The organism is Noviherbaspirillum phoenicis (genome assembly GCF_047237965.1).
GTDB lineage: Bacteria > Pseudomonadota > Gammaproteobacteria > Burkholderiales > Burkholderiaceae_D > Noviherbaspirillum_A.
On sequence record NZ_JBDFLX010000001.1, the window covers coordinates 1664295 to 1689132 of the forward strand.

A 24838-nucleotide genomic window follows, 5' to 3' on the forward strand; every position below is an offset into this window, starting at 1 on the left:
CCATCGGGCAATAAAGGCGGCAAATCACGGCCTGTTTGCCGCTTTGCCGCCAGCGCCGCGCCTTACCATGCAGGCTGGAATAAACCTCGGGTCCGACTATGAAATTTCCGTACACAGCCGCAGCGGCGCTCCTCGTTCTGGCCGGCGCCGCCAGCGCGCAAACCGCGCCGGCGCGGCAGGACCATGGCGTGCTGCGCCAGACGGCCAGCCAGTTCCTGACGGTGCAGGCGGGCGGCCTGCCGGGCCAGATCACGGTCACGGTCGGGGCCATCGACCCGCGCCTGAACCTGGCCGCCTGCACCGCGCCGGAAGCCTTCCTGCCCAACGGCGCCCGCGCCTGGGGCAAGACCTCGGTCGGCGTGCGCTGCGTGGCGCCCTCGCCCTGGACCGTCTATATACCGGCGATGGTGCAGGTGCAGGGCGAATACCTGGCGGCGGCGGTGCCGCTGGCCCAGGGCCAGACCATAGGCCCGAACGACATCGCCAGGGTCAGCGGCGACCTGACTGCGCTGCCGCCCGGCATCGTCACCGAACAGTCGCAGGCAGTGGGCCATACCCTGGCCCGCTCGGTGGCGGTCGGCGCGCCGCTGCGCCAGGATGCGCTGCGCAGCCAGCAGGCGGTGGCGCAGGGCCAGGTGGTGCGGCTGGTATCCTCCGGGCCGGGATTCAAGGTCACGGCCGACGGCCGCGCGCTGGCCAATGGCAGCGACGGCCAGGTGGTGCAGGTCAAGACCCAGAATGGCCAGGTGGTGTCGGGCGTGGCGCGTGCCGGCGGCACGGTTGAAGTGACTTTTTAACTTGTTGTCGAAAAGAGGGTTAAAGTTTTTGCCAGACGCGCCGTAAAGCAGACATGGCAGAGGAATGTCCCCTCGAAACGACTAAGGAAACGTCATGAAAATCAATGACTCCGGCTCCATCAAGAAGCCTGCCGCGACCAGCGTGGCCGCAACCCAGACCGGCGCCAGCAAGAGCGCCGAAAAAGCCGCCGCCACCACTGCGGCGACCGACAACGTGCGCCTGTCCAGCCAGGCCAAGGCGCTTTCCTCCACGTCGTCCACTGGCGTCTTCGACGCCAAAAAGGTCGAGGAGATCAAGGCTGCCATTGCCAATGGCACCTTCCAGGTCGACGCCAGCAAGGTTGCCGACGGCCTGATCGACTCGGTCAAGGACCTGATGACCCAGAAACGGAAATAACATGCATCCAGCGCAGCACAGCCCGGCCGAGAGCCTCTCCAGGGAACGCGAACTCGCCCGTCAGTTGCAGGAATGCCTGCAGCAGGAGCAGGCCGAACTGGTGCGGGCGGACGTGGCTGCGCTGGCGCAGACGGCAGACCGCAAGAGCGGCATCGTCGACCAGATGAACCTGCTGGCCCGGTCCCGCATGCAGGCTGTCGCCGCCGCCGGCCATGCGGCCACCGAAGCCGGCATGCTGGCCTGGCTGACCGCGCAGGACGACGCAGTGCGCGCCGACTGGCAGGCGCTGCTGGCCGCGGCCGCGGCCGGCAAGGAACTCAACCGCACCAACGGCCTGCTGATTCACCAGCACATGAGCCGCAACCAGGCCGGCCTGCAGGCCCTGCGCGGCGGCGGCCAGCCGGCGGTGTATGGCCGCGACGGCCAGCAGAACGTCCGCACCGCGGGCCGCAGCTTCGTCGCCGGCTGAGACGCCTGGCCGGGAAAGCAGTCCGGCCCGGGCTTCAGCCCTGGACCAGCGCCGTCTTCGACACCAGCACCCCATCCGCATCCGCATAGATCCAGTCGCCCGGCCGCACCGCCACGCCGGCGATGAACACCTGCAGTTCCTTGTCTCCCGCGCCCTTGCGCACGCTGCGCTGCGGATGCAGCGCCAGCGCGCGGATGCCGACATCGCAGGCATTGAGTTCGGCCGAATCGCGCACGCAGCCATGCACGACGATGCCGGCCCAGCCATTCTTTTCCGCCAGCACGCCCAGGTTGCCGCCGACCAGCGCGCAGCGCAGGCTGCCGCCGCCGTCCACCACCAGCACCCGGCCGTTGCCCGGCGTTTCCAGCGTGGCGCGCACCAGCACATTGTCTTCGAATACTTTCAGGGTGGCGGCCTGGCCGGAAAAGGCGGCGCGCCGGCCGAGCGCGATGAAGACCGGCGGCAGCACGGTCAGGCTGCCGTCGGCGATCAGGTTTTCATTGGCGTCGCACAGGTCGCAGGTGGAAAAGTCCATGGAAGCTCCAGAGGATGAGATGAGGCAAGTTGTCGGCAATCCATGCAGTCCGGCAGCGGCTGCCACTGCGCGATGTCACGCTTGACCCGGCGCCAGCACGGCAACTCCGCTGGTTTTCTCTTGATGCCGGCGCGGGGAAAGGCTGCATGGACAGGAAATTTTCGTGCAAGAATAGCATGCCCTTTTCTGACCGGAGCCCACCATGCAGCATACGCCCGAGCATTTCAATTCCATCCAGAACGGCAGCCTGCCCGGCGTGCTCGGCCTGCAGGTCACCGCGGTCGGCGCCGACGGCGTGCGCGCCACCATGGCCATCACGCCGGCCCACATGGCGCCCAACGGCTTCCTGCACGCCGCTTCCATCGTGACCCTGGCCGACACCTGCTGTGGCTATGGCTGCATGTCGCAGCTGCCGCAGGGCGCAAGCGGCTTCACCACGGTCGAACTCAAGAGCAACCACCTCGGCACCGCGCTGGAAGGCAGCATCGAATGCCACGCGCGCCCGGTGCACCTGGGCCGCACCACCCAGGTCTGGGACGCCACCGTGAGCGTCGCCGGCAGCGGCAAGACGATCGCGCTGTTCCGCTGCACGCAGATGGTGCTGTGGCCCAAGGCCTGAATCCCGGCGGTGCGGCAGCCTGCCGTGGCCCGACAGTGCGGCCTGACAAGCAAACCTGACAATGGACATACCGCATGACACTGAAGAAGCTACTGATCGCCAACCGCGGCGAGATTGCGATCCGCATTGCCCGCGCCGCGGCGGCGCTGGACATTCTCACGGTTGCCGTCTGCAGCGAAGACGATGCCGATGCGCTGCATGTGCGCCTGGCCGACGAATGCCACGCGCTCGACGGCCGCGGCGCCCGCCCCTATCTCGACATTGGCCAGATGCTGGCGGCGGCGCAGGCGCATGGCTGCGACGCGCTGCATCCCGGCTACGGCTTCCTGAGCGAGAGCGCCGCCTTCGCGGAGGCCTGCGCCGCCGCCGGCGTGGCGTTCGTCGGCCCGTCGCCACGGGCGCTGCGGCTGTTCGGCGACAAGGGCCAGGCCCGGGCGCTGGCGCGGCGTCTGGGCGTGCCGGTGCTGGCCGGCACCGACGGCCCGACCACGCTGGCGCAGGCGCGCGACTTCATGGCTGGCCTGGACGGCCGCGCCGCGGTGATGGTCAAGGCGGTGGCGGGCGGCGGCGGGCGCGGCATGCGCATGGTGCGGCATGACGACGAACTGGACGAAGCCTTCGAGCGCTGCCGCTCCGAGGCCATCGCGGCATTCGGCAATGGCGACCTGTACCTGGAGCGCTATCTGCCGGTGGCGCGGCATATCGAAGTGCAGGTGCTGGCCGACGGACGCGGCGCGGTCTCCCATCTGTGGGAGCGCGAGTGCACGCTGCAGCGGCGGCACCAGAAACTGATTGAAATCGCGCCCAGCCCGGCGCTGCATGCGCGCCAGCGCGAGGCCATGGTGGAAGCCGCGCTGCGCATGGCGCAGGAAGCCGGTTATGCCAGCCTGGGCACCTTCGAATTCCTGCTCGATGCCGAGGCCGATGCCGACCATGCCGACTGGGCCTTCATCGAGGCCAATCCGCGGCTGCAGGTGGAGCACACCGTGACCGAGCAGGTTACCGGCATCGACCTGGTGCAGGCCCAGCTGCAGATCGCCGGCGGCGCCACGCTGGCCGCGCTCGGCCTGCGGCAGCAGGACATCCCGGCGCCGCGCGGCTATGCGCTGCAATGCCGCGTCAACCTGGAAACCATGACGGCCGACGGCGGCGCGCTGCCGGCCGGTGGCGTGATCACCGCCTACGAGCCGCCGTCCGGCCCCGGCGTGCGGGTCGATGGCCATGGCTATGCCGGCTACGCCACCAGTACCGCCTTCGATTCGCTGCTGGCCAAGGTCATCGTGCAGGCGCCGCATTATGCGCAGGCGCTGGCGCGCGCGGCGCGCGCGCTGTCGGAATTCCGGCTGGAAGGCGTGGACAGCAATCTCGGCTTCCTGCAAAGCCTGCTGCGCCATCCGGCGCTGGCCGACGGCCGGGTCAGCACCGGCTTCATCGACAGGCATGCGGCCGAACTGCTGTCGGCCGCGCCGCATCCGCGCCGCCATGCGCCGCAGCGCGCCGGGGCAGGCACATCGGGTGTGCGGGCCAGCCATCCCGCGCCGCCCGGCACGGAAACGGTGGTTGCGCCGCTGCAGGGCTCGGTGGTCAGCATGATGGTCAAGGCCGGCGACACGGTGCGCGCCGGTCAGCAGGTCGCGGTGCTGGAAGCGATGAAGATGGAGCATCTGGTGACCGCGCCGCTGTCGGGCATCGTGCATGGGCTGGCGGCGCGGCCCGGCCAGGTACTGGCCGCCGGCGACGCCTTGTGCCATATCGCGCCGGCCGACGTCGGCGGCGACGAGAGCGGACACACGGCCGAGATCGACCCCGACGCGATCCGCCCCGACCTGCGCCTTGCGCTGGAACGGCATGCCATCGGGCTGGACGCGCAGCGGCCGGACGCGGTGGCGCGGCGGCGCAAGACCGGCCAGCGCACCGCTCGGGAAAATCTCGACGACCTGTGCGACGCCGGCAGCCTGCGCGAATACGGCGCGCTGGCGCTGGCCGCGCAGCGGCGCCGGCGGCCGATGGATGAGCTGATCCGCATCAGCCCGGCTGACGGCCTGGTGTCGGGCATCGCCAGCATCAATGGCGACCTGTTCGGCGAAGAGCATGCGCGCTGCCTGGTGATGGCCTACGACTACACCGTGATGGCCGGCACCCAGGGCATGATGAACCACAAGAAGACCGACCGCATGCTGCGCCTGGCCGAGCAGTGGCGGCTGCCGGTAGTGTTCTTCACCGAAGGCGGCGGCGGCCGGCCGGGCGACACCGATGCGCTGCTGGTGGCCGGCCTGGACTGCACCTCCTTCGCCGCCTATGCCCGGCTGTCGGGCCTGGTGCCGCGGGTGGGCATCGTGTCGGGCCGCTGCTTCGCCGGCAATGCGGCCTTCCTCGGCTGCAGCGACGTCATCATCGCCACGGAAAATGCCACCATCGGCATGGGCGGGCCGGCCATGATCGAAGGCGGCGGCCTGGGCGTCTACAGCCCCGAGGAAGTCGGGCCGGTGACGATGCAGAGCCCGAACGGCGTGATCGACCTGGTGGTGCGCGACGAGGCCGAGGCGGTGCGGGCGGCAAAGCAGTACCTGGCTTACTTCCAGGGCGCGCTGGCCGACTGGACCTGTGCCGACCAGCGCCTGCTGCGCCATGCGATCCCCGAGAACCGGCTGCGGGTCTACGACATCCGCAGCCTGGTGGAGACGCTGGCCGACACCGGTTCGGTGCTGGAACTGCGGCGCGACTTTGGCGTCGGCATGATCACCGCGCTGGCACGCATTGAGGGCCGGCCGGTCGGGCTGATCGCCAACAATCCGGCCCACCTGGGAGGCGCCATCGACGCCGACGGCGCCGACAAGGCCGCCCGTTTCATGCAACTGTGCGACGCCTTCGACCTGCCCATCGTGTCGCTGTGCGACACGCCCGGCTTCATGGTCGGCCCCGATGCCGAAGCCACCGGCATGGTGCGCCATGTGTCGCGCATGTTCGTCACCGCCGCCAGCCTGTCGGTGCCGCTGTATGCCATCGTGCTGCGCAAGGGTTATGGCCTGGGCGCGCAGTCGATGGCGGCCGGCAGCTTCGGCGCGCCCTTCTTCACCATCGCCTGGCCGTCGGCCGAGTTCGGCGCGATGGGCATCGAGGGTTCGATCCGGCTCGGCTACCGCAAGGAACTCGAAGCGATCGTCGACCCGGACGAGCGCAAGCGGCAGTTCGATGCGATGGTGGCGGCGGCCTACGAGAACGGACGCGCGGTCAACATGGCGTCCTACCTGGAGATCGATGACGTGATCGACCCGGCCGAGACACGCGGCTGGATCATGCGCGGCCTGAAGTCGGCGCCGGCGCCGGCGGCGCGGGAGGGAAAGAAGCGCGGCTTTATCGATACGTGGTGAGATCGCGCCACGGGCCGTCCCGGCCTGCCCTATTGCCGAGCGCCATGCGCCAGGAGGCGCGCGACGATCGCGCGATGCACCAGTTCCCTTGCCCTGGCCAGCGCGGTGGCGCCATTGCCGTCAACGACGTTGATGTCGGCCCCACGGTCGATCAGCAATTCCACCATGTCGTCGAGGCCCTTGCAGACCGCAAGCAGCAGTGCCGGCGGCGGAACGCGCTTCGCGGTGGCCGGGCCAAGCGTGCGCTTGTAACGCCCGCCTTCGAAGTCGGCATCAGCAGTGCGGGATTGAAACTGCCAACGACGTGCCTGCTCTTGTCCATTGCCTGCTTCCCTGAATATCGCGAGCCCGGAGCGGGGATCGCTGTCGCGCGTCGCCAAAATGCGAAGCCAACGTCGGTGCAAGAAACGCAACCCCGGTTCCTGATCAATGTTTAAACGGGATCAATGGCACGCTTGCGAAGCGCCGGCAGGCGGAGCAGGCTCCTAAGCCTGCTCCATCAGGAACATTTCCTGCAGGTCGTTCAGGAAGCGTTGTCCCAGCACGGTGGGCTGGATCAGCTTGTGATCGCGGTACAGCAGGCCCTTGGCCTCCGCCGCATTGAGACGTTCCTCGATGGCATTGAGCGACAGGCCGGTGCGCTCGGCAAACAGGCGCGGATCGAAGCCGCCCGTGAGCCGCAGCGCATTGAGCATGAACTCGAATCCGAGGTCGGCGCGCCCTACCTCGTTTTCCTCATGCACCGCATTGCCGGCCATCGCATGCTCCATATAGGTCCTGGGCATCTTGAAGCGGGCCTGGCGCACGACGCGGTGCGGGAAGGAAATCTTGGAATGGGCGCCGGCGCCAACGCCGAGGTAGTCGCCGAATTCCCAGTAGTTGCGGTTATGCCGCGCCTGGCGGCCGGGCTGGGCATAGGCCGACACTTCGTAATGCTCGAAGCCGGCCGCGGCGGTGCGTTCGGCGATCATGTCCTGCATTTCGGCGCTGGCGTCGTCATCCGGCAGTGCTGGCGGGTACTTGGCGAACTCGGTGTTGGGCTCCATCGTCAGGTGATACAGCGACAGGTGCGGCGGCGCAAAGGACAGCGCGGTCGCGAGATCCTGCTCGGCCTCGGCCAGCGTCTGGGACGGCAGCGCATACATCAGGTCGAGATTGAAGTTGTCGAAGCTGGCCTGCGCGATCTCGATCGCGCGCCGCGCCTGCTCGCCGTCGTGGATGCGCCCGAGCGCCTGCAGGTGGCGCGGATTGAAGCTCTGGATGCCGATCGACAGCCGGTTGATGCCCGACGCCCGGTAGGACCTGAACTTCTCGGCCTCGAAGGTGCCGGGATTGGCTTCCATCGTGATCTCGGCTGCGCCATCAAGCGGCAGCAAGGCGCGGATATCCGACATCAGCCGGTCCAGGCCGCGCGCCGACATCAGGCTGGGCGTGCCGCCGCCGATGAAGATGGTGTAGATCTTGCGCCCCCAGATCAGCGGCAGCGCGGTCTCCAGGTCGGCGCGCACCGCGTCCAGGTAAGCCTCTTCGGGAAAGTCGCCGCTGGCCTGGTGCGAGTTGAAGTCGCAGTAAGGGCACTTGCGCACGCACCACGGGAAATGCACATACAGCGACAGCGGCGGCAAGGCCGTGAGGTTGAGCGCGCCCGGCGACAGGTAGGCGCCGGCGGCGCGGGCGGCGGCGGGACGGGCGCCGGCCGGAACGATGGGGATCACTTCAGCTTCTCCACCAGCGCGCGCAGGGCCTGGCCGCGATGCGACAGCCGGTTCTTGTCGGCGGCCGGCAGCTCGGCCGCGGTCAGGCCCAGCTCCGGCAGCAGGAAGTAGGGATCGTAGCCAAAGCCGCCCTCGCCGCGCGGCGCATCCAGCATCACACCGTTCCAGCGCCCGTCGGCAATCACCGGCTGCGGATCGTCGGCATGGCGCACATAGACCAGCACGCAGTAGTAATAGGCCGACTTGTCGGCATGCGGCGCCAGGTCGGCAATGAGCTTGTCATTGTTGCGCTGGTCCGATTTCGGTTCGCCCGCATAGCGCGCCGACAGCACGCCTGGCGCGCCGCCCAGCGCATTGACGCACACGCCGGAGTCGTCGGCCAGTGCCGGCAGGCCGGTCAGGCGCGATGCATGGCGCGCCTTTTCCAGCGCGTTCTCGACGAAGGTCAGGTGCGGCTCCTCGGCCTCGGGCACGTTGTGCATGCCCTGCGGTTCCACCGCCAGGCCCAGCGGCGCCAGCAGGGTGGCGAACTCGCGCAGCTTGCCGGCATTGTTTGAAGCAAGAATCAGTGTCTGTGTCATGGGAAAAGCGAACTTGTGTTGAATGAAGCCGGCGATCAGGCAATCACGCGATCACGCGATCAGCCCCAGCGCGCGCTGCTGCTGGCGCACCAGCTCGGCGATGCCGCTTTCGGCCAGGTCCAGCAGGCTGTTCATCGCGCGGCGGTCGAAGGCCTCGCCCTCGGCGGTGCCCTGCACTTCGATGAACTGGCCGGCCTCGGTCATGACCACGTTCATGTCGGTGTCGCAGCCGGAGTCTTCCACGTAGTCCAGGTCCAGCAGCGGCTGGCCGCGGTAGATGCCGACCGACACCGCCGCCACGAAATGCCGCACCGGCACCGCGGCGATCGCGCCGCCGTCGACCAGCTTGGCAAACGCATCGTAGGCGGCGACCATGGCGCCGGTGATGGACGCGGTGCGGGTGCCGCCATCGGCCTGCAGCACGTCGCAGTCGAGCTGCAACGTGCGTTCGCCGAAGGCGCGCAGGTCGAAGGCGGCGCGCAGCGAGCGGCCGATCAGGCGCTGGATTTCCTGGGTGCGTCCGGACTGCTTGCCCTTGGCCGCCTCGCGGTCCATGCGGCTATGGGTCGAGCGCGGCAGCATGCCGTACTCGGCGGTCAGCCAGCCCTGCCCCTGGCCTTTCAAAAAGGGCGGCACCTTGTCCTGCAGGCTGGCGGTGCACAGCACCCGGGTGTGGCCGCATTCGATCAGCACCGAACCCTCGGCGTGCCTGGTGTAGTGACGGGTGATGCGCAATTGGCGCAACTGGTCGGCGGCGCGTCCGCCGGCGCGTTCTGGCTGCTGCATGGTTGTCCTTTTATTTGGGAGTCAGGCGCGACGACTTGTCGATCGCGTCGCGGATTTCGGCAATGGCCTTTTCGATTTCCTGCTCGTCGAACTGGTCGGCTTCTTCCAGGTCGGCATGGCGCGGCGCATGGATGGTGGTGGTCACCGCGCCCAGCGGCACTAGGCTGGTGGTGATCAGGCCGCTGCCCTGGCTGGCAAAGCCGCCATCTTCCCACATCATCGCCAGCGCCGTGACGTTGTCGCTGTGCCGCCCGGCCAGCGAGGCCGCCGCATGCACCATGTCGGGCACGGCGCGCACCACCGTGCTGCCGGCCAGGGCAGACGCCAGCGCCTGCTCGGGCAGCACCGACCACAGGCCGTCGGAGCACATCATGATCACGTCGCCCGGCTGCAGGGTGGCCGGCTTGCCCATGTCGACCAGCGGGATGTGCGGCGCGCCGAGGCAGTTGAACAGCTTGTTGCGGTCGGGATGGGTGTCGCGCTCGGCCGGGTCCAGCTTGCCCTGGGCAATCAGGGCCTCCACCCGCGAATGGTCACGCGTGCGCGAGACGATCTGGCCGCGCCGCATCCAGTACAGCCGCGAATCGCCGCAGTGCGCCCACAGCGCCGTGCCATGCTGCACCAGGCAGGCCACCAGCGTGGTGCGCGGCGTTTCCGGCAGGTTGTTGACGGCGCGGTAGCGATGGATCTCGCGGTGCGCGGCAAACATGCCGTCCTCCAGGAACTGCTCGGGCTTCTTCACATGCGGCGTGGCCATTTCCTGGAACAGCGCCGACATGGTCTGCATGGCAATGGTGGCGGCCGCCTCGCCCTGGATGTGGCCGCCCATGCCGTCTGCCAGCAGCATCAGCAGCGCGTCGCGGGTATAGCAGTAGCCCATGCGGTCCTGGTTGAGCTTGCGCCCGCCGATCAGGCTTTCCTGGTAGATGGAGAATCGCATCGCGGCTTACCTCGAGTTTTCCTGGATGGTGTCGGCGTCCGGCTGGCGACGCGGCGAGCACAGCGCGCGCCACTGGCGCTTGAAGCGCTCCAGCAGGTCGGGCGCCGGCGGCGCTTGCAGCGGCTCTTCGCGCAGCGCCTTCTGCAGCGCAAACACGCTTTGCGGACGCTGCAGCGGATCGGTCATCAGGCACCAGCGTATGACCTGGATCAACTCGGCCGAATAGACGCCGTGCAGCTTCTGGAAATGATGCTCCATGCGGTCGTTCTTCAGGCGCTGGTCGGCCGCCTGCGGCGGCGCGCCCACCATGCAGGCGAACATCGAGGCGCCGATGCTGTAGATGTCGGACCACGGTCCGAGGTCGCCGCCGCGGGTATAGAGCTCGGGCGGCGCGAAGCCGGGCGTGTACATCGGGTACAGCTTGGGCAGGTCGGCGCGCAGGGTCTGCCGGGCCGCGCCGAAATCGAGCAGGATGGGCGTGCCGTCCAGCCGCAGGTAGATATTGGCCGGCTTCAGGTCCAGGTGCAGCAGCTTGTTGGCATGCACCTCGCGCAGCCCCTGCATCACCTGGCTGAACATGCGGCGGATGAAGCGCTCCGACACCAGCGGCTTTTCGCCGCGCTCGCGGCGGCGCAGGATATGGTCCTGCAGCGAGCGGCCGGATTCATAGGCCATCACCATGTAGACCGTGTCGTGGGCGCGGAAGAAATTCTGCACCGACACCACGTTCGGATGGCCGATCCGGGCCAGCGCCCTGCCCTCCTCGAAGAAGCATTTCAGGCCGATGCGAAACACCGGCAGGTTTTCCGGCGCGATCTGCGGCGCGAGTTCGCCCGACTTTCGCAGCGCCAGCGAACTCGGCAGGTATTCCTTGATCGCCACCGGGTTGCCTTCCTCGTCATGGGCGAGGTAGACGATGCTGAAACCGCCTGCCGCGATCTTCTTGACAATGCGGTAGCCGGAAACCAGCAATCCTTCCGGCAATGGAGCATTGTTTTGCGCGGCCATGTCTTTCCTGAGTCCTTGATGTCGTATACTGCCGCCGCGAGGCGTCTGGTGATCCGCGGCCCCTCCCTGCCCTGACTGACCAACTGGCTGGCAGGCCGGCGCCGCCGGCAAGCATGGATTGTGTTTAACAATCCCCGATTTGTAAAGAATTCAAGGACTTCATCTTGGCTATCAGCAGCATGACAGGCTACGCGGTCACCACCCGCGAAACGGCGCACGGCACCCTGACGCTCGAATTGCGCAGCGTCAACTCCCGTTTTCTCGACCTGCAGTTCCGCATCAATGACGACCTGCGCTCGTTCGAGCCGATGTTGCGCGAAGCCATCATGTCGCGCGTCGTGCGCGGCAAGGTCGAATGCCGGATGAGCTTCGGCCGCAAGGCTGCCGGACCGGGCAATGCGCTCAATGCCGCGCTGCTGGAGCAGCTGGCCGCCCTGCAGGCCCAGGTGCAGGCGCGTTTCACCCACGCCGCGCCGCTGTCGGTAAACGAACTGCTGCGCTGGCCCGGCATGCTGGAGGAAGCCGCCGCCTCGCAGGAAACGCTGCAGGCCGAGATCGGCGCCGCCGCCGCCGAAACGCTGGACGCCTTCGTCGAGTCGCGCCAGCGCGAAGGCGCCGCGCTGGAGACAATGCTGCTGGCGCGGGTGGCCGACATGGAACAAATCGTGACCCGCATCACGCCCATCGTGCCGCAGGTGATCGCCCAGTTCCAGCAGAAGGCCACCGACCGCATGCGCGAAACCCTGGGCCTGGCCCTGCAGTCGGCCGACGCCGGCGCCCAGCCGCAGATGTCGCAGCAGGAAGCCGCCGAGCGCATTCGCCAGGAAGTTACGCTGTACGGCATCCGCATCGATATCGCCGAGGAACTGACCCGCCTGGGCGCGCACCTCGGGGAAACCCGGCATATCCTGAAAAAAGGCGGCCAGGTCGGCAAGCGGCTGGACTTCATGATGCAGGAGCTCAACCGCGAAGCCAACACGGTGGGCTCGAAGGCGCCGGCCAAGGAATTGTCCGACGCGGCAATGGCCCTGAAACTCCTGATCGAACAGATGCGCGAACAGGTGCAAAACCTCGAATAGGTCGTTGCGTGCGGTAATCACACAACATTGACGGCTTCCGGTTTTGCCGGATAATGCGCGGGCGCAAATTCTGCACAGGGGCGTTAAGCGAGCATTCTGGCGATGCGTATAATTTCCAAGTAAACATACTTCGATAGCCAGCCTGACGGCCCTGCCAAATATTTCCTGATGCCAAATGCAATGCTCATCATGCGCGAAGCCACCCGCGCCATTCATGATGATTTCGAAACAGGCCTGAAAGTCGGCCGGCCGGATGCTGGCCGCGAGGACTACCTGCGCTTCATCGGCGCCATGTATGGCTGGCTGAGCCCGTTCGAGGCGCGCCTGTGGCAGGCCGAATGGCCGCCGACACTGGCGGCGCAGGCGCGCGGCCAGAAAAGTGCCTGGCTTGAATGCGACCTGCGCGCGGCGGGCTGGGACGACGCCGCCATCGCAGCGCTGCCGCTGGCGCCAGACACCCTGCTGCTGGACACGCCGGCGCGGCGTTTCGGCGTGGCCTATGTGATGGAAGGCGCCCAGCTCGGCTCGCAACTGCTGGCGAAAACCCTGAAGCCGAAGCTGGCGCCGTGGCCGGCGCGCTGGCTGTCGGGTTATGGCGAGAACGCTTCCGCCTACTGGCTGAGCTTTCGCAAGGAGGCCGAACTGGCGCTGAACGACGCACGGGCGCAGGCCGAGGCCGGCGCTGCCGCGGCTGCCGCATTCCGCAGCCTGGCAGACTGGTTTCAGGCAAGAGGCGCCGCATGAGCAGCGGCATGCCGGCAGTGGATTTGAGCAACTGCGATCGCGAGCCCATCCATATCCCCGGCTCGATACAGCCGCACGGCGCGCTGCTGGCATTCACGCCCGATGGCGGCCTCGCGGTGCGCAGCGCCAATGCGGGCGCGATGCTGGGCGAACTGCCGGCGCCGGGCGAGCGGCTCGACGAACGCCACCTGAGCCTCCTGCTGCGCAGCGAGATCGGCAGCGCGCTGCAGGCCTTCGACAGCGTGCTCGGCTCGCTGTCGGCCGAACTGCACGAGCGCTGCTTCGACGTGATCATGCACCAGGCCGACGGCCTGCTGGTCATCGAGTTCGAGGAACGCGAAGCCTCCAGCGACAAGCTGGAAACCTTTGCGCTGCGCGCCCAGAAATCGATTGCGCGCATCCAGCGCCAGCGCAGCATCGAGCAGCTGCTGGTGGTGGCGGTAGAGGAGATCGCCCGACTGTCGGGCTTCGACCGGGTCATGGCCTACCGCTTCCTGCATGACGACAGCGGCGAAGTGGTGGCCGAGCACCGGCGCGCCGATCTGTCGCCCTATCTCGGGCAGCGCTATCCGGCCAGCGACATACCGCGCCAGGCGCGGCGCCTGTATGTGCTCAATCCGATCCGCCTGATCGCGGACGTCGGCTACCAGCCGGTGCGGCTGGTGCCGGAGATCGCGCCCCATACCCGCGCGCCGCTCGACCTGTCCGAAAGCATGCTGCGCAGCGTCTCGCCGGTGCATGTGGAGTACCTGATGAACATGGGCGTGGCGGCATCGATGAGCATTTCCATCGTGGTCAAGGGCCGGCTCTGGGGCCTGTTTGCCTGCCATCACGCAACGCCCTACCTGGTGCCGCATGCGGTGCGCATGTCGTGCCAGGTGCTGTCGCAGATCGTCAGCATGCTGGTCGACCGCAACCTGACCGCGCAGCATGCGGCGGAACTGCAGCGATCGCTCGCGCTGCGCGACGTGATCCTGCAGCAGTTCGAACGCAACGACGACATCGTGCTGGCGCTGGCCGAGAATCCGGCGCCGTTCCGGCAACTGCTGGCCTGCGACGGCGTGGCCGCCTCGGCCGAAGGCGCGCTGCATATCAGCGGCGCAGGACCGGAACGGGAAGCGCTGGGCGCGCTGATCGAATGGCTGATCGAGACCGATCAGCCGGATGTCTTCCATACCGCCAGCCTGCCCAGGGACGTGCCGCATCTGGCCGGGCGCTTCGGCGGCGTCTGCGGCGTGCTGGCGCTGCGCTTCGACCGCGAGCAGAAAGGCTATGCCTTCTGGTTTCGCAATGAACAGGTGATGGACGTGCGCTGGGCCGGCCCGCCGCACAAGGAAATCGCCAATGGCCCGCTGGGGCCGCGCCTGACGCCGCGCGGCTCCTTCGAGGAATGGAAGGAAACCGTGCGCGGCCAGAGCCTGCCGTGGGGCCGCAGCGACATCGACATCGCCTTTGCGCTGCGCGGCGGCCTGCAGGAAGGCTCGATGGCCAAGGCCAGCGCCCTGCGCCGTGCGCGCGAGATGCTGATGGCGACGCTGGGACACGACCTGCGCGACCCGCTGCAGGCGATCATGATCGCCGCCCAGATGCTGGACTTGAACAGCGGCAGCGGCGGCGGCGTGCACAACCGGCTGTCGCAGCGCATCACCTCATCCAGCGGTCGCATGCAGCGCCTGATCGACCAGATGGTCGACATCAGCAGCCTGCAGGGCGGACTGGGCCTGCCGGTCAGCATGCGCGATGTCGAACTCGGCCCGCTGCTGGCGGAGGTCACGGAAGAGATACGGCTGGCGCAGCCCGGCGTCGAGCTCCATGCCCGGCTCGATGGCCTGGGCACGGTGTGGGCCGATCCGGACCGCATCAGCCAGATGGTCTCGAACCTGGTCAGCAACAGCTGCAAGCATGGCGTGCCCGGCACGCCGGTGCTGCTGGAAGGCTGCCGGCTGGACGACGCGGTCGTGATCACGGTCAGCAACCGCGGCGCGCCGATTGCGCAGGAACTGGTGGAAACCCTGTTCCTGCCCTACAAGCCCGGCTCGCTCAACAACAGCCGCAACCGCGGCGGCCAGGGGCTGGGCCTGTACATCGTGCATGAAATCGTGAAGGCGCATGGCGGCAACATCGGCGTGCGCTGCGCCGGCGGCATGGTGGTGTTCGAGGTGCGCCTGCCGCAGAGCGCGACGCAGGCCGGGCAGGCTGCCGCCTAGGAGCGGCCGCTCAGACCAGGAGACCTGTCTCGAGCGCGTAGCGGGTCAGCTCGACATTGCTGCGGGTGCCGGTCTTGGCCAGGATGCGGGAGCGATAGGTCGTGACGGTGCTCGGACTCAGGTGCAGCATGTCGGCGATGCGCACCAGGCTCTCGCCGGCGGCCAGCAGTTTCAGCACTTCCAGCTCGCGCTGCGACAGGGTTTCATGGGAAGCGACATTGCCGCGGCTGATCATGCTGGCCAGCTTCTCGGTGAGCGCCGTGCTGACGTGGTGGCCGCCGGCGGCTGCCTTGCGCACCGCATCGGCAATGGTGGCGGCCGGCGTGTTCTTGGTGAGGTAGCCGGCCGCGCCCATCTTCAGCGCCCGCACCGCGTACACCTGCTCGGCATACATGGAAAGCATCAGCACCGCCAGCCGCGGCCGTGCCGAACGGATGGCCTTCAACAGTTCAAGCCCGCTCTTGTCGGGCAGCGCAATGTCGAGCAGCGCCACGTCCAGCTGCTCGCTCTGCACCAGCTGCATGGCCGCCTCGGCCGTCTCGGCCTCGCCCACCACCTCGATATCGTCAGCCGTGCTGAGCATCAGCCGCACGCCATTGCGCGCGATGATGTGGTCGTCGACGATCAGCACCCGGATCTTGTCAGCACGCAAAGTCTTGCTCCTCGATGGCGGGACCCCAGGTCCGACCTTGTTTAACTGCAAACCCGCATCATACCGCCGACTGCCGCTTGCGGGCAGTGCGCGCCGGCAGCGCCTGCAGCGGCGGCCGGGCGGCTGCTACAATACCGCCGCAATACCCGGCTTACACATCAAGGTTCTCCATGCCCCTTCTCTCGGCCCCCTCCGGCAGCCTGTTCATGGTCGTTGCGCCCTCCGGCGCCGGCAAGTCCACCCTGGTCAACGCGCTGCTGGCGCAGGACAGCGCGATCCGCCTGTCCGTTTCCTACACCACCCGGCCGCCGCGTCCCGGCGAGCAGAACGGCCGCGAATACCATTTCGTCACGGTCGACGACTTCCTTGCCCGGCGCGAGGCCGGCGAGTTCCTGGAGTCGGCCGAAGTGCATGGCAACTACTACGGCACCTCGCGCATCTGGATACATGAACAGATGCGCGCCGGCACCGACGTGCTGCTGGAAATCGACTGGCAGGGCGCGCAGCAGGTGCGCAAGCAGTTTCCGCATGCGGTCGGCATGTTCATCCTGCCGCCGTCGATTGCCGCGCTGGAGGAAAGGCTGCACAAGCGCGGCCAGGACGACCCGCAGGTCATCACACGGCGCCTGCTGGCGGCCGGCGGGGAGATCGCCCATGCGCCCGACTTCGAGTATGTTATTATCAACCACGAATTTTCCGTGGCCTTATCCGAACTGACTTCCATCGTTAAAGCAACCCGCTGCAGGTTCCCGCAGCAAGCGGCCCGCAACGCCTCCCTGTTTGCCCAACTGGGCATTCATGCCAACTTAAGTTAATCACTGTCATCCTGGAGCACACATGGCACGCATTACCATCGAGGACTGCCTCGTCAAGATCCCAAACCGTTTTCAACTGACCCTGGCCGCCACCTACCGCGCCCGCCAGCTGGTTCAGGGCCACACCGCGATGGTGGATGCCAAGGACAAGCCAACCGTCCTGGCGCTGCGTGAAATCGCCGCCGGCAAGGTAGGCATTGAAATGCTGAAGAAAGTCCCGAGCTAATCCTTCTCTTCCTGCGCGCCTCGTCGCTGATTAGCATTCATGAACCTGACCTCAACAGATTCGACCGTATCAGCCGCAACCGCGCAGCGGGGTGATACCCCCCGCACGCCCAACCAGCGGCCGACCCGGCAGGACCCGTCGGCCGCAACCGCCCCCCCGCCGGGGGTGGCTTCCGTTTCCCGACTCTCCGAACAGCTTGCCGAATACCTGACGCCTTCCGAACTGAAGAAGGTCAAGGAAGCGTATCGCTTCTCGGATGAAAAGCATCTGGGCCAGATGCGCAAGTCGGGCGAACCGTATATCTCGCATCCGATCGCCGTTGCCGAAATCTGCGCCGAGTGGAAACTCGATGCCCAGGCCATCATGGCCGCGCTGCTGCACGACGTGATGGAAGACCAGGACGTGCAGAAGGACGAGCTGATCGAGCGCTTCGGCGCGCCGGTGGCGTCACTAGTGGACGGCCTGTCCAAGCTCGACAAGATCGAATTCCAGACCCAGATCGAGATGCAGGCGGAAAACTTCCGCAAGATGCTGCTGGCCATGGCCCGCGACGTGCGGGTGATCCTGGTCAAGCTGGCCGACCGCCTGCACAACATGCGCACCCTGGGCCACATGGACGCCCACAAGCGCCGCCGCATCGCGCGCGAGACCATGGATGTCTATGTGCCGATCGCGCACCGGCTGGGCCTGAACAACCTGTACCGCGAACTGCAGGACCTGTCCTTCTCGCATCTGTACCCGGTGCGCTACCGCACGCTGGGCAAGGCGGTGAAGGCGGCCCGCGGCAACCGCCGCGAAGTGGTCAGCAAGATCATGGATGCGGTCAAGAACACGCTGGCCGCCACCGGCATCCAGGCCGAGGTGTATGGCCGCGAGAAAACCCTGTTCGGCATCTACCGCAAGATGCGCAACAAGCACCTGTCTTTCTCGCAGGTGCTGGACGTCTATGGCTTTCGCATCGTGGTCGACAGCTTTGCCAACTGCTACGTCGCGCTGGGCACGCTGCATGCGCTGTACAAGCCCATGCCGGGGAAGTTCAAGGACTACATCGCGATCCCCAAGCTCAACGGCTACCAGTCGCTGCACACCACGCTGATCGGCCCCTACGGCACGCCGGTCGAGTTCCAGATCCGCACCGCCGACATGCACCGGGTGGCGGAGTCCGGCGTGGCCGCGCACTGGCTGTACAAGAACGACGAAGGCGCGCTGACCGACCTGCAGCAGCGCACCCATGCCTGGCTGCAGTCGCTGCTGGACATCCAGAAGCAGACCGGCGACTCGGCCGAGTTCCTGGAGCATGTGAAGGTCGACCTGTTTCCGGATTCGGTCTATGTGTTCACGCCGAAATCCAAGATCATCTCGCTGCCGCGCGGCGCCACCGCGCTGGACTTTGCCTACACCATCCATACCGACATCGGCGACCATGCGGTGGAAGGCATCATCAATCACGAGCATGTGCCGCTGCGCACCGAGCTGCGCAACGGCGACATCGTCGAGATCGTTTCCTCGTCGGACGCGCGGCCGAGCCCGACCTGGCTGGGTTTCGTGCGCACCGGCAAGGCGCGGTCCGCCATCCGCCATCACCTGCGCACCATCAACCGCTCCGAATCCGTGGCGCTGGGACGCGACCTGCTGGCCCAGGCGCTGGAAGCGCTGAGCCTCTCCCCCGACCTGCCGGCGCCGCTGGCCGAACGCCTGCTCAAGGAATCCAGCGCCAAGTCGCTTGAAGACCTCCATGCCGACATCGGCGTGGGCAAGCGCATGGCCACGCTGGTGGCGCGCCATATCTTCGGGCTGGCGGAAAACGTCACCGGCTCGGCGCCTGCGGTGGACGACCAGGGCGAACTGATACCGACCAAGCTCGACCCGGTGGTCATCACCGGCAGCGAAGGCACTGCGGTGCATCTCGGCCAGTGCTGCCTGCCGATTCCGGGCGACAGCATGTATGGCCAGTTCCGCCGCGACCAGGGCCTGACGGTGCATGCCGCGGACTGCGACATCGCCAAGCGCCAGCGCGCCAAGGAGCCCGAGCGCTGGACCGAAGTGGTCTGGAGCCCGGAAGTCAACCGCCGCTTCGACTGCCGCATCAAGGTGCTGGTGCATAACGAGAAAGGCGCGCTGGCAAGGGTGGCCGCCGAACTCGGCGAGTCCGACGCCAACATCGTCCATGTCAGCATGGACGACGACAAGGACCACGTGATGCAGCAGTTGCGCTTTACGGTGCAGGTGGAAGACCGCATTCACCTGGCGCGCCTGATGCGCAATGTGCGGGCAATACCGAGCGTGGCGCGCATCCTGCGGGAACGTTCCTAGCAGTTCCCCCTCCCGGGGCGCTCGCGCCCCGTCCTCCATCCGCAATCGGGCATCGGTCCCTGCCGGCGGGCATGCCTTGCGGCCCGCACGCCCGAAAATATTACGCAATCCCTCAGAACAAATTGAACGATCAGGGTACTCAGCCCGCGGCGTTGTAATCAGGCATACCCACAGCGCCGTCATCAAGCCGTTCCTGTATCAGTTTCCCCTTTCCGCACCGCATCCCGTTCCCGCGCAACCTCGCAGAGGCCATCATGGAAAACATAACCGGCATGGAAAAAGTCGATGCCAATGACGTGCCATTGGACAAGCTGGTATTCGACGCCGACCTCGGCGGCTACCCGGACGCGCCGCCCCGCCCCGACTATGTGCCCCTGCATCCCGAAATCTTCCAGTACAACCCCGACTTCATCGATCCGGCGGTACGGTCCGGCGATTGGGACAATGCGGTGCATGAAGATGCCGAGCAGATCTACCGCTGGCAATTCCTGACGCCCGACTTTTGCCGCATGCTGGTGGAGGAAGCCGAGCACAGCGGCCGCTGGGAAACCCGGCGCGACATCGAGGACAACCCGCTGGCGGCCGACGGCAAGGTCAAGAATTATTCGCCTTGGGACACCACGCAGTGGCTGGACAACATGCCCGGCCTCGAAAGGGTGTATGTGGATATCGTGCGCCGCCACCTCGAACCCATCGTCTACAAGACCTGGCCGATCTTCCGCATGCAGCGCATGAAACGTCCCTACATACTGAAATACGAGCCTTCCGCCGTGTCTGAAATGGGACTGCATTTCGACGCCGAGACCGTCACCCTGCTGATCTACCTGAACGACGATTATGAAGGCGGCGGCACCTACTTCCCGCGCTGGAACTACAGCACCGGCAGGCCGCCGGTTGGCACGGCGGTGCTGTTTCCCGGCGGACTGTCCCATGTGCACGCCGGACGCGGCATCATCGCCGGGAAACGCTATCTTTTCTGCGGCGCCTATTTCTAGTTCATTGCACGACCGATGCCACACCCGGCCTTGCCAGCGCTGACCTGACCGTCAGCCCCGCAAAGGCATTGCTGCGATGCATAGCGCCGCTGTCCCGCGAGGAAACCAACTTGAGCGAACGATCACGGGGAAACCCCGCCTCCGCGCCGCTGTATGAATCCATTGTCGCTTTTTCCCAGTCCGGGCCAGTCTCATTTCATTCTCCCGGACACAAGGGCGGCCGGACGCTGCCGCCGCCATACCTGGACCGCCTCGGCGCGCTGGACCTGAACAACCTGCCGGCCACCGACACCCTGCATTGCCCGAACGGCCCTATCCTCGAAGCCGAGCAATTACTGGCCTCGGCCTATGGCGCCGTGCAGTCCTTCCTGCTGGTCAACGGCAGCAGCAGCGGCAATATCGCCGCCATGCTGGCCGCAACCCGTCCCGGCGACAAGGTGCTGGTGCAGCGCAATGCGCACAAATCGGTCATAGCCGGTCTGATCCTGAGCGGTGCGCTGCCGGTGTGGCTGCCAGCCGCGACAGACGACCTGTTCGGCATCGCCCATGGCCTGGATCTCGACACCTGCAGGCAGGCGCTGCAGGCCCATCCGGACGCGGTGGCGGTGGCGGCCCTGAACCCGACCTATTACGGCAGCTGCGGCGATATCCGCGCCCTGCGCGAGCTGACCTGCGACCACGGAATCACCTTGCTGGTCGACGAAGCGCACGGGCCGCATTTCCACTTTCATCCGGACCTCCCGCTCGCTGCCGAGGACGTCGGCGCCGACCTCGTCGTGCAATCCGCGCACAAGGTCCTGTCGGCGCTGAGCCAGGGCGCGGTGCTGCATCGCTGCACCGCGCGGATTGGAGAATGGTCGATACGTCGCGCCCTGCAACTGATCCAGACGACCAGCCCCAGCTTTCCCATCATGGCGTCGATCGACCTGGCGCGCCGCGAGATGGCCCTGCATGGCGCCGACATCCTGGATCAACTGCTGCACCTGGCGCGGCAGGCCCGCAGGCGGCTGAGCCGCATTCCCGGCATCGCGGTCCTTGACGCGACGCACTGCCGCGGCGCCGGGTCGGGCCTGTTTGCGCTTGACGAAACCAAGCTGGTGTTCGGCGCGCCTGGCCTGTCCTTGTCCGGCGCGGCCTTGCAGGCGCAGCTCAACGATCGCTATCGCATCCACCCCGAACTGGCCGGCCCCGGCTTCGTGCTGTGCATCATGACGGTGGGCAGCCGGCAGGAGGATGTGGACCGCCTCGTGCTGGCGGTGGAAGCGATTGCGGCCGGGCATGCCGTGGCCGCCCGCGAAGGCCTGCCGCACGCCTCCGCCAGCCTGGCCGCGATGGCGCATGCCCTGGCCAGGCAGGAACCCGGCGTGGCCTGTTCGCCGCGCCAGGCCTACTTCGGACGCTGCCTGCCGCTGCCGCTGGAGCAGGCATGCGGCCGGGTCGCGGCGGAAGTCGTCACGCCCTACCCGCCCGGCGTGCCGGTGCTGATGCCGGGCGAGCGCATCACGCCCGACCTGATTGCATTCCTGCTGGCCCTGCGCGACATGAACATGCCTGTCAGCGCCTCCGATCCCAGCCTGCGGCATCTTCTCGTGATGGTGGAATCCGATGAATGAGCACATGACGCTTCCGCTGGACCTAGGCCTGGAACTGGCGCTGCCCGGCCTGGACGACACGGCAATCTTCCAGCGCCTGGAATCCAACGTGCGCACCTACTGCCGCCATTTCCCGGTCGTGTTCCAGCGCGCCAGCGGGGCCGAGCTGTTCGACGAGCGCGGCAGGCGCTTCCTCGACTTCTTTGCCGGGGCCGGCGCCCTCAATTACGGGCACAATCCGCCGCGCATTCGCGAGCAACTCATCGCCTACCTGATGCGCGACGGCATATTGCATGGCTTGGACATGCACACCGTGGCCAAGCGGGATTTCCTGGAACGCTTCCACGAAGTGATCCTCGCGCCACGCCAGCTCGACTACAAGGTGCAGTTCTGCGGCCCCACCGGCGCCAACGCGGTGGAAGCCGCGATCAAGCTTGCGCGCATGGTCACCGGCCGCGGCAACATCGGCTTCTTTTCAGGCGGATGGCATGGCTTGTCGCTGGGCGCGCTGTCGGCCACCGCCAATCGCCGGCACCGCGAGAGCGCCGCGGTGGCGCTCGGCAATACCGCGGTGCTGCCCTACCCGGCCGGCCCCAGGCCCTTCCCGGATGCGCTGGGCCATATCGAGAACATGCTGCTCGACCCGAATTCCGGCTTCGACAAGCCGGCGGCGCTGATCCTGGAAACCGTGCAGGCCGAAGGCGGCATCTACATCGCGCCGCATGAATTCCTGCGCGGCCTGGCGCGGCTGTGCCAGCAGCACGACATCCTGCTGATCGTCGACGACATCCAGGCCGGATGCGGCCGCACCGGGCGCTTCTTTTCCTTCGAGGCGGCCGGCATCGTCCCTGACCTGGTCTGCCTGTCCAAATCCATCGGCGGCTGCGGACTGCCAATGTCACTCGTGCTGATGCGTCCCGAACTGGACCAATGGAAACCGGGCGACCATACCGGCACCTTCCGCGGCAACCAGCTTGCCTTCCTCGCGGCCACCGCCGCGCTGGACTATTGGGACGACCCGGCGCTGGCTTTGCGTATCGCCGGCCATGCCCGCCTGATCGAGGCCGCCCTGCAGTCCGGACTGGGCGCGATGCACCCGGCGCCCGGCCATCGCGGCGTCGGCATGTTGTGGGGAGTGGACCTGGGCGCGCACGGCGGCGGCGCGGCGGCCGCGCGGGTGGCGCAGGCATGCTTCCACAAGGGGCTGATCATCGAGACCTGCGGACGCGGCGGCAGCGTCGTCAAGCTGCTGCCGCCGCTGAACATCGACACGGAACAACTCGAGGAAGGCTTGTCCATCCTGATCGCCGCACTGCGGGAAGCATGCGCCGCATGACACCGGCCGGCATGGGAGGGGAACGATGAACTGGCTTCCCTATTCGCTGCTGGCCGCGGCCTTCTGGACCCTGTTCCACGTCGGCGCGCGCCTGTCCGGCCAGTCGCTCAATCCGGTGCTGGCCTCGGCCGTGGCCAGCCTGACCGCGCTCGCGGTTGCCCTCGCATGGCACTATTTCTTTCCCGACCAGGATGTGACGCGCCAGTCGGTTGCGCCCGGGCTGTGGATCTACGCGGTCATCATGGGACTGGGCGCCGGCCTCGGGGATATCACCTACGTGATCGTCCAGAAGCGGGCGCCGCACTTCGCGCAGGCCGCGCCCGTCACGCTGGTGCTGCTCTACCTGTTCCTGTTTGCGGCCGGCCTGGCGCTGTTCAACGACACCCTGGACGCCAGGCGCGTGGCAGGCATGCTGCTGGGCATACTGAGCCTGCTGCTGCTCACGCTATGAAAGCGCGGACTCATTGGCCCGGGACGAATGACATCACGCATCCGAGAGCAATGTGCCGGGCAATCGCGGCCCCTCCAGGCACGTCAGCGGATCGGCCGCCGGCCGCTTTTCCGGGTCCAGCGGCACGGGACGCACCGTTGCCCGGCGGCCGTCGACGTCCACCTGGCTGCCATCGACGGCGTCGGATGCGCGCAGTACCGCCAGGGCCAGGGTGCCAAAGCGCGGGCTGTTCTGGGCGCTGCGAATATCGCCGATGCAGACGCCGTTTCGCAGCACCGGCGCCAGATGGCTGGGTAAGGGATCGTCGGCGCCGAACACCAGCGTCTTGAAACGCTTGCCCGGCCGGCTGGCGGCGGCCAGGCAGGCATCGCGTCCGATGAAGGCATGGTCCAGGTCGATATAGGCATCCATGGACAGCTCGTAGGGATCGGTCACGCCGGGAAAGTAGTCATTTGCCTGGGAGCGCAGGCCGAACTCGATGCGCAGCTTCTCGATGGCGTCCAGCCCGATGGGCGCCACCTGCGCTTGCCGCAATGCATCCCAGACGCGCTGCCCTTCACCCTCGTCGGCGCCCAGGAAAAACTCGTAGCCCAGTTCGCCGGTGAAGCCAGAGCGCATCAGCCAGCCCGGTACGCCAGCCAGGCGCACCGGCCGGGTAAGGCATTGAAACCATTTCAGCGACCGTATGTCCGCATCGAGCAGCGGCGCGAGCGCCTGCAGGGCGCGCGGCCCCTGGACCGCGATATTGCCCATCGCCAGGGTCACATTGGCGATGTCCACCCGCAGGCCGGCAGTGTGCCGATGCAGGTGCGCCACGAAGTCCGGCCGCTCGTCGTTGCCGATCAGGTAGGCCAGTTCCGGATGCATCACGCACAGGGTGGCTTCATCGAGCATGGCGCCGGCCTCGTTGAGCACGGCGCCGTAGCGCATGGTCCCGGGCGCCGCCCCGGCCATGCGCCGCGTGGTCAGCCGGTCCAGCGCCAGCCTGGCATCCGGCCCGGAGAACGCGAACTTCACCAGGGACGACACATCCCACATGCCCACATCCCTGCGCACTGCCCAGTATTCCCGGACCGGATCGCCGAAGTGCGCGGTCCAGAGACAGTCCATGTCTTCGTAGAATACGGCCCCCAGCGCCTTCTGTCTTTCGTGGAACGGCCCGCGATAGATGGCGGGAGCAAGCCGGTTGGGATCGATCAATTGCATGGTG

The 24838-nt window shown here is 67.1% G+C and carries 24 protein-coding genes; 15 read left to right on the plus strand and 9 right to left on the minus strand.

Annotated elements, in window-relative coordinates; genetic code table 11:
- Positions 1-98 precede the first annotated feature (98 nt).
- From flgA to ABC383_RS07545, 3 genes are all read left to right on the plus strand, one after another.
- Positions 99-797 (plus strand): flagellar basal body P-ring formation chaperone FlgA, encoded by a 699-nt coding sequence (gene flgA, locus ABC383_RS07535; protein WP_413012796.1) that lies wholly within the window; start codon positions 99-101, stop codon positions 795-797.
- A 94-nt stretch (positions 798-891) separates the two neighbouring features.
- The gene (gene flgM / locus ABC383_RS07540) at positions 892-1194 is read left to right on the plus strand and encodes a flagellar biosynthesis anti-sigma factor FlgM (protein ID WP_413012798.1); all 303 of its coding nucleotides are present in this window, start codon (positions 892-894) and stop codon (positions 1192-1194) included.
- A 1-nt stretch (position 1195) separates the two neighbouring features.
- Positions 1196-1663, plus strand: coding sequence for a flagella synthesis protein FlgN (locus ABC383_RS07545; RefSeq protein ID WP_413012799.1), 468 nt, complete (start codon positions 1196-1198; stop codon positions 1661-1663).
- 34 nt (positions 1664-1697) lie between these two features.
- Here ABC383_RS07545 and rraA read toward each other — a convergent pair whose 3' ends face one another.
- Complete coding sequence (gene rraA, locus ABC383_RS07550; protein WP_413012801.1) at positions 1698-2198, minus strand: ribonuclease E activity regulator RraA; 501 nt, start codon at positions 2196-2198, stop codon at positions 1698-1700.
- Between the two features lie 202 nt (positions 2199-2400).
- Between rraA and ABC383_RS07555 the strand changes: the two genes are divergently transcribed.
- Positions 2401-2817 (plus strand): PaaI family thioesterase, encoded by a 417-nt coding sequence (locus ABC383_RS07555; RefSeq protein WP_413012803.1) that lies wholly within the window; start codon positions 2401-2403, stop codon positions 2815-2817.
- 74 nt (positions 2818-2891) lie between these two features.
- On the plus strand, positions 2892-6188 hold the full coding sequence (locus ABC383_RS07560; protein WP_413012805.1) for an acetyl-CoA carboxylase family protein: 3297 nt from the start codon (positions 2892-2894) through the stop codon (positions 6186-6188).
- A 29-nt stretch (positions 6189-6217) separates the two neighbouring features.
- On the opposite strand, the gene ABC383_RS07565 is transcribed toward ABC383_RS07560, so the two are convergent.
- From ABC383_RS07565 to ABC383_RS07590, 6 genes are all read right to left on the minus strand, one after another.
- Positions 6218-6601, minus strand: a complete 384-nt coding sequence (locus tag ABC383_RS07565) for an ankyrin repeat domain-containing protein (protein WP_413012807.1) — start codon at positions 6599-6601, stop codon at positions 6218-6220.
- Between the two features lie 72 nt (positions 6602-6673).
- Complete coding sequence (gene hemW, locus ABC383_RS07570; RefSeq protein ID WP_413012808.1) at positions 6674-7903, minus strand: radical SAM family heme chaperone HemW; 1230 nt, start codon at positions 7901-7903, stop codon at positions 6674-6676.
- Positions 7900-8484 carry an RdgB/HAM1 family non-canonical purine NTP pyrophosphatase gene (gene rdgB, locus ABC383_RS07575; protein ID WP_413012810.1) on the minus strand — a complete coding sequence of 195 codons (585 nt, stop codon included), beginning with the start codon at positions 8482-8484 and terminating at the stop codon, positions 7900-7902. The genes hemW and rdgB overlap by 4 nt, the downstream gene beginning before the upstream one ends.
- Before the next feature lie 51 nt (positions 8485-8535).
- Positions 8536-9270, minus strand: coding sequence for a ribonuclease PH (gene rph / locus ABC383_RS07580; RefSeq protein WP_413012813.1), 735 nt, complete (start codon positions 9268-9270; stop codon positions 8536-8538).
- A 10-nt stretch (positions 9271-9280) separates the two neighbouring features.
- Positions 9281-10210 carry a PP2C family protein-serine/threonine phosphatase gene (locus ABC383_RS07585; protein WP_413012815.1) on the minus strand — a complete coding sequence of 310 codons (930 nt, stop codon included), beginning with the start codon at positions 10208-10210 and terminating at the stop codon, positions 9281-9283.
- Between the two features lie 6 nt (positions 10211-10216).
- A complete protein-coding gene (locus ABC383_RS07590) occupies positions 10217-11218 on the minus strand; it encodes a serine/threonine protein kinase (protein WP_413012817.1) in 1002 nt (333 codons plus the stop codon).
- 179 nt (positions 11219-11397) lie between these two features.
- Here ABC383_RS07590 and ABC383_RS07595 point away from each other — a divergent pair, with 179 nt between their 5' ends.
- The 3 genes from ABC383_RS07595 (at position 11398) to ABC383_RS07605 (ending at position 15248) form a co-directional block, all read left to right on the plus strand.
- Positions 11398-12297, plus strand: coding sequence for a YicC/YloC family endoribonuclease (locus ABC383_RS07595; RefSeq protein ID WP_413016265.1), 900 nt, complete (start codon positions 11398-11400; stop codon positions 12295-12297).
- 180 nt (positions 12298-12477) lie between these two features.
- Entirely contained in the window at positions 12478-13041 is a 564-nt protein-coding gene (locus ABC383_RS07600) for a biliverdin-producing heme oxygenase (protein WP_413012819.1), read from the plus strand.
- Positions 13038-15248 (plus strand): ATP-binding protein, encoded by a 2211-nt coding sequence (locus ABC383_RS07605; protein WP_413012820.1) that lies wholly within the window; start codon positions 13038-13040, stop codon positions 15246-15248. Before ABC383_RS07600 ends, ABC383_RS07605 begins: the two co-directional genes overlap by 4 nt.
- A gap of 10 nt (positions 15249-15258) precedes the next feature.
- On the opposite strand, the gene ABC383_RS07610 is transcribed toward ABC383_RS07605, so the two are convergent.
- The gene (locus ABC383_RS07610) at positions 15259-15900 is read right to left on the minus strand and encodes a response regulator (RefSeq protein ID WP_413012821.1); all 642 of its coding nucleotides are present in this window, start codon (positions 15898-15900) and stop codon (positions 15259-15261) included.
- Positions 15901-16070: 170 nt separating this feature from the next.
- Here ABC383_RS07610 and gmk point away from each other — a divergent pair, with 170 nt between their 5' ends.
- The 7 genes from gmk to ABC383_RS07645 all read left to right on the plus strand — a co-directional run bounded on the left by gmk (position 16071) and on the right by ABC383_RS07645 (position 23628).
- Entirely contained in the window at positions 16071-16715 is a 645-nt protein-coding gene (gmk, locus tag ABC383_RS07615) for a guanylate kinase (protein WP_194714880.1), read from the plus strand.
- Between the two features lie 22 nt (positions 16716-16737).
- The gene (rpoZ, locus tag ABC383_RS07620) at positions 16738-16941 is read left to right on the plus strand and encodes a DNA-directed RNA polymerase subunit omega (protein WP_194714881.1); all 204 of its coding nucleotides are present in this window, start codon (positions 16738-16740) and stop codon (positions 16939-16941) included.
- A 39-nt stretch (positions 16942-16980) separates the two neighbouring features.
- Entirely contained in the window at positions 16981-19254 is a 2274-nt protein-coding gene (locus tag ABC383_RS07625; protein WP_413012823.1) for a RelA/SpoT family protein, read from the plus strand.
- A 254-nt stretch (positions 19255-19508) separates the two neighbouring features.
- On the plus strand, positions 19509-20249 hold the full coding sequence (locus ABC383_RS07630; RefSeq protein ID WP_413012824.1) for a 2OG-Fe(II) oxygenase family protein: 741 nt from the start codon (positions 19509-19511) through the stop codon (positions 20247-20249).
- Between the two features lie 110 nt (positions 20250-20359).
- Positions 20360-21862 carry an aminotransferase class I/II-fold pyridoxal phosphate-dependent enzyme gene (locus ABC383_RS07635; RefSeq protein WP_413012826.1) on the plus strand — a complete coding sequence of 501 codons (1503 nt, stop codon included), beginning with the start codon at positions 20360-20362 and terminating at the stop codon, positions 21860-21862.
- 4 nt (positions 21863-21866) lie between these two features.
- Entirely contained in the window at positions 21867-23177 is a 1311-nt protein-coding gene (ectB, locus tag ABC383_RS07640; RefSeq protein WP_413012827.1) for a diaminobutyrate--2-oxoglutarate transaminase, read from the plus strand.
- Positions 23178-23202: 25 nt separating this feature from the next.
- Positions 23203-23628: an EamA family transporter gene (locus ABC383_RS07645; protein ID WP_413012829.1), complete on the plus strand. Its 426-nt coding sequence runs from the start codon at positions 23203-23205 to the stop codon at positions 23626-23628.
- 33 nt (positions 23629-23661) lie between these two features.
- Here ABC383_RS07645 and ABC383_RS07650 read toward each other — a convergent pair whose 3' ends face one another.
- Complete coding sequence (locus tag ABC383_RS07650; protein ID WP_413012830.1) at positions 23662-24834, minus strand: aminomethyl transferase family protein; 1173 nt, start codon at positions 24832-24834, stop codon at positions 23662-23664.
- Between the last annotated feature and the right edge of the window lie 4 nt (positions 24835-24838).

Bases quoted from the DNA above. Each gene is read 5' to 3' on its own strand.
- flgA (WP_413012796.1), top strand. From the start codon at position 99: ATGAAATTTCCGTACACAGCCGCAGCGGCGCTCCTCGTTCTGGCCGGC.
- flgM (WP_413012798.1), top strand. From the start codon at position 892: ATGAAAATCAATGACTCCGGCTCCATCAAGAAGCCTGCCGCGACCAGC.
- ABC383_RS07545 (WP_413012799.1), top strand. From the start codon at position 1,196: ATGCATCCAGCGCAGCACAGCCCGGCCGAGAGCCTCTCCAGGGAACGC.
- rraA (WP_413012801.1), bottom strand. From the start codon at position 2,198: ATGGACTTTTCCACCTGCGACCTGTGCGACGCCAATGAAAACCTGATC.
- ABC383_RS07555 (WP_413012803.1), top strand. From the start codon at position 2,401: ATGCAGCATACGCCCGAGCATTTCAATTCCATCCAGAACGGCAGCCTG.
- ABC383_RS07560 (WP_413012805.1), top strand. From the start codon at position 2,892: ATGACACTGAAGAAGCTACTGATCGCCAACCGCGGCGAGATTGCGATC.
- rdgB (WP_413012810.1), bottom strand. From the start codon at position 8,484: ATGACACAGACACTGATTCTTGCTTCAAACAATGCCGGCAAGCTGCGC.
- rph (WP_413012813.1), bottom strand. From the start codon at position 9,270: ATGCAGCAGCCAGAACGCGCCGGCGGACGCGCCGCCGACCAGTTGCGC.
- ABC383_RS07585 (WP_413012815.1), bottom strand. From the start codon at position 10,210: ATGCGATTCTCCATCTACCAGGAAAGCCTGATCGGCGGGCGCAAGCTC.
- ABC383_RS07590 (WP_413012817.1), bottom strand. From the start codon at position 11,218: ATGGCCGCGCAAAACAATGCTCCATTGCCGGAAGGATTGCTGGTTTCC.
- ABC383_RS07595 (WP_413016265.1), top strand. From the start codon at position 11,398: ATGACAGGCTACGCGGTCACCACCCGCGAAACGGCGCACGGCACCCTG.
- ABC383_RS07600 (WP_413012819.1), top strand. From the start codon at position 12,478: ATGCTCATCATGCGCGAAGCCACCCGCGCCATTCATGATGATTTCGAA.
- ABC383_RS07605 (WP_413012820.1), top strand. From the start codon at position 13,038: ATGAGCAGCGGCATGCCGGCAGTGGATTTGAGCAACTGCGATCGCGAG.
- gmk (WP_194714880.1), top strand. From the start codon at position 16,071: ATGCCCCTTCTCTCGGCCCCCTCCGGCAGCCTGTTCATGGTCGTTGCG.
- rpoZ (WP_194714881.1), top strand. From the start codon at position 16,738: ATGGCACGCATTACCATCGAGGACTGCCTCGTCAAGATCCCAAACCGT.
- ABC383_RS07625 (WP_413012823.1), top strand. From the start codon at position 16,981: ATGAACCTGACCTCAACAGATTCGACCGTATCAGCCGCAACCGCGCAG.
- ABC383_RS07630 (WP_413012824.1), top strand. From the start codon at position 19,509: ATGGAAAACATAACCGGCATGGAAAAAGTCGATGCCAATGACGTGCCA.
- ectB (WP_413012827.1), top strand. From the start codon at position 21,867: ATGACGCTTCCGCTGGACCTAGGCCTGGAACTGGCGCTGCCCGGCCTG.
- ABC383_RS07645 (WP_413012829.1), top strand. From the start codon at position 23,203: ATGAACTGGCTTCCCTATTCGCTGCTGGCCGCGGCCTTCTGGACCCTG.
- ABC383_RS07650 (WP_413012830.1), bottom strand. From the start codon at position 24,834: ATGCAATTGATCGATCCCAACCGGCTTGCTCCCGCCATCTATCGCGGG.